At 32.9% G+C, this 2,860-nt stretch carries 7 protein-coding genes; all 7 read left to right on the top strand.

Going from position 1 to position 2,860, the window contains the following annotated elements; all coding sequences use genetic code 11:
* The coding region (locus Q0L44_RS05025) for a hypothetical protein (protein ID WP_296636123.1) at window positions 1-224 on the top strand (224 nt) is incomplete at its 5' end.
* Between the two features lie 133 nt (window positions 225-357).
* Window positions 358-633, top strand: a complete 276-nt coding sequence (locus Q0L44_RS05020) for a hypothetical protein (RefSeq protein WP_296636120.1) — start codon at window positions 358-360, stop codon at window positions 631-633.
* Window positions 633-950 (top strand): hypothetical protein, encoded by a 318-nt coding sequence (locus Q0L44_RS05015; protein ID WP_296636118.1) that lies wholly within the window; start codon window positions 633-635, stop codon window positions 948-950. The genes Q0L44_RS05020 and Q0L44_RS05015 overlap by 1 nt, the downstream gene beginning before the upstream one ends.
* Entirely contained in the window at window positions 940-1,491 is a 552-nt protein-coding gene (locus tag Q0L44_RS05010; protein ID WP_296636116.1) for a hypothetical protein, read from the top strand. The genes Q0L44_RS05015 and Q0L44_RS05010 overlap by 11 nt, the downstream gene beginning before the upstream one ends.
* Window positions 1,469-2,047, top strand: coding sequence for a hypothetical protein (locus tag Q0L44_RS05005; RefSeq protein WP_296636114.1), 579 nt, complete (start codon window positions 1,469-1,471; stop codon window positions 2,045-2,047). The genes Q0L44_RS05010 and Q0L44_RS05005 overlap by 23 nt, the downstream gene beginning before the upstream one ends.
* 2 nt (window positions 2,048-2,049) lie before the next feature.
* Entirely contained in the window at window positions 2,050-2,178 is a 129-nt protein-coding gene (locus Q0L44_RS05000) for a hypothetical protein (RefSeq protein WP_296636112.1), read from the top strand.
* Window positions 2,179-2,310: 132 nt separating this feature from the next.
* Window positions 2,311-2,860 (top strand): hypothetical protein (locus Q0L44_RS04995; protein ID WP_296636109.1); only part of this gene is annotated, 550 nt, incomplete at its 3' end.

The raw sequence follows: 2,860 nt of genomic DNA, 5'->3' as shown, positions 1-2,860 counted from the left end.
AAGATGTAAGAAGAGTAGAGAAAATTGTCAATGATGTAGAACAACAAGTTAAAGAAGATGCTAGAGATAATTCAAAAGATTTAAAGATTGCAATAGATACTGTTGAAGAAGATATGACAAAGTTAAAAACGAATTTAGAAGAAAAAATGAAAGAATTACAAGAGAGTATTGATAAACAAATTAAGTTAACTCTTGCCAACCCACTAGCACAAATGAATAAATAATGGCTGTAAAATTACCAAATAACCAATACTTTACACCCGTTAAAAAAAGGACTAGTATAGGAAATTCTTCACGCAGTAGGCCGAAGAATAAAAACAAACGACGTCAACACGTCAAATACAGAGGTCAAGGCTAATGGGTAAATTGTGTCCTAGAGGTAAAGCAGCAGCAAAAAGAAAATTTAAAGTATATCCTTCTGCTTATGCTAACATGTATGCGAGTGCCGTTTGTTCTGGAAAAGTAACACCAGGTGGAAAAAAGAAACCTAAGAAAAAAGCAAGTGGAGGAATGATTGAATCGAACAAACTTTCACAGGAAAGAAAAAAGGTTTCTCAATTTAATAAAGGTGGTATCGCGAGAGGGTGTGGAGCAGTTAGGGAGAATAAACGTAAAAAAACTAAATACAGTTAATGGCAAAGAAAGGATTAAGAGAATGGGTGAAAGAGAAATGGGTAGATATTGGAGCTCCGAAGAAGAACGGAAAATATCAACCTTGTGGAAGATCAAAAGGAAGCAAGAGAAAATATCCAAAGTGCGTACCACTTGCAAAAGCCACACGGATGACAAAGTCGCAAAAGGCGAGTGCTGTCAAACGAAAAAGAGCTGCAGGTAATCCAGGTGGTAAACCTACAAATGTAAAAACATTTGCAGCTAGAGGAGGTTTTATCTCAAAAGAAAGAAGAGCAGGAGCAGCCGTTAGAGGCTTTGATTTTAAAGGTGTATTTTAAAAAAGAAATATTTAAACATTTAAATAATAAAAACATATTAAAACATGTTTTAGAAATAATTCCTTTTGAAAAACATGGTTTGGTTGATGGAGGTGTTTCTTCATACAACAGTGATATTCTTTATGATAAGTTTAATGGAATGTTTATGCCTTACCTGTATAAGTTCTGCAGTATGGCTGGAAAAAATTATCGTATTCTTGATTTTTGGATTAATATTGTTGAGCCTGGTGGTTACACTAAACCTCATAATCATGCTAATGTGTTTCCAGAATTAAAAAATGTTCCTCAAAAAGTAGGAGTTTTTTATCTTCAAAAGCCTAAAGAGTCTGGTAATCTTTATATAGAAAATAAACTTGTTACAGTAAAACAAAACGATATGGTAATATTTGATTGTAATTTAAATCATCATACGGAAATAAATAAATCAAAAAAACAAAGAATTGTTTTTTCTGTAAACATGGCAGAAAATGCTAGAAAAGTTTTTCAAGATGGAAAACTTATTTTTTTAAAAGAAAGTGATGATTATAAAGGTGTATTCTAAAAAAGAAATAACAGACGACGTTCGTAAATGGTCAGAACATTTTTTAGAAATCCCGAATAAACATTTAGGTGGTTTCCCAGCATGTCCTTTTGCTAAAAAAACATGGAATGATAACAAAGTTCTTATTGAAGTAAAAAGAAAATATAAACAATATAAATCAGAATTAAATACTCATTTAAAACAATTAAATTTTAAAATTCATGAAATATTAATTTTTTGTGATCCATATTTTAACTATACATTAGATGAATTCCAAGACATGATAGATGATTATAATGATTGGTATAATACGAAGGATATATTTTTTATGGGTTTTCATCCCCTCAACCCAGCAAACGAGGAAGAACAAGAGTTTTTGGTTACTCCAGATGGGAGCCCCCCTATTGTAGAAAGCGATTTAGAATATTCAATGATGCTCATACAAAAGTTCTCGCAATTACAAGAAGCTTCTGATAAACTACATCGTCAGGGTTACTATAAGAAGTGGCCAAAAGGATACTATCGAGACGTCGTAGTATCTAGACAAAAAACGTATAAACGGATATTCGGAGATTGACTATGATGGGACCTAAAAAGAAAATAGCTAAAAAACGTGGCGGTGGCATGATGATGAAACAGCCAACTGCAATGAAACGTGGTGGAAAAGTAAAAAAAGGCAAGAAAAAATCTGTAAAGAAAAAGAAGTAAATGCCAACTTACGCTTCAACAGCAAACTTCGATCTGTCTATAGATGACATATCAGAAGAAGCATTTGAACGTTGCGGTTTACAAGTACGTAGTGGATACGACTTAAAAACCGCACGACGTTCTCTTAATCTTATGTTAGCTGAATGGGCTAACAGAGGTTTAAATCTTTGGACAATTCAAAAACAAGAAAAATCTTTAGCTGCAACAACAACAGAATTATCAGGAACAGATTTGTTTGGTTCAGGAGCTAATTCAGCTCAACAAATAATAGACATTACAGATGTCGTGATCCGTGATTCAAGTAACAATGAGTTTTCAACAACATCAATTAGTCGTTCTACTTATTTAAATTATACTGTTAAAACAACCAGCGGAAGACCAAGTCAATACTACTTCGAACGTACGATAAACCCAAAACTATTTCTGTATCCTGCAGCAGATACCACTTACACTCTAGTATATTATGCTTTAGTTCGGATGAAGGACTCGGGCGCTTACACAAATAATAATGAGATTCCTTTTCGATTTCTTCCATGTTTAACTGCTGGATTAGCTTATTACATAGCTATGAAAAAAGCGCCAGATAGAATTCAATTATTAAAACAAATTTATGAAGATGAATTTCAAAGAGCCGCTGATCAAGATGGTGAAAGAACAAGTTTATTTTTGACACCCAAAACTT

This window comes from Polaribacter sp., assembly GCF_024639685.1.
Taxonomy (GTDB): domain Bacteria; phylum Bacteroidota; class Bacteroidia; order Flavobacteriales; family Flavobacteriaceae; genus Polaribacter.
The sequence above is the reverse complement of the archived record's forward strand: the minus strand, read 5'-3'. Positions and strand labels throughout refer to the sequence as shown.

What these genes read in the sequence shown, in the direction of transcription:
- Q0L44_RS05020 (WP_296636120.1), top strand. Translation starts at nt 358, where the DNA reads ATGGGTAAATTGTGTCCTAGAGGTAAAGCAGCAGCAAAAAGAAAATTT.
- Q0L44_RS05015 (WP_296636118.1), top strand. Translation starts at nt 633, where the DNA reads ATGGCAAAGAAAGGATTAAGAGAATGGGTGAAAGAGAAATGGGTAGAT.
- Q0L44_RS05005 (WP_296636114.1), top strand. Translation starts at nt 1,469, where the DNA reads ATGATTATAAAGGTGTATTCTAAAAAAGAAATAACAGACGACGTTCGT.
- Q0L44_RS05000 (WP_296636112.1), top strand. Translation starts at nt 2,050, where the DNA reads ATGATGGGACCTAAAAAGAAAATAGCTAAAAAACGTGGCGGTGGCATG.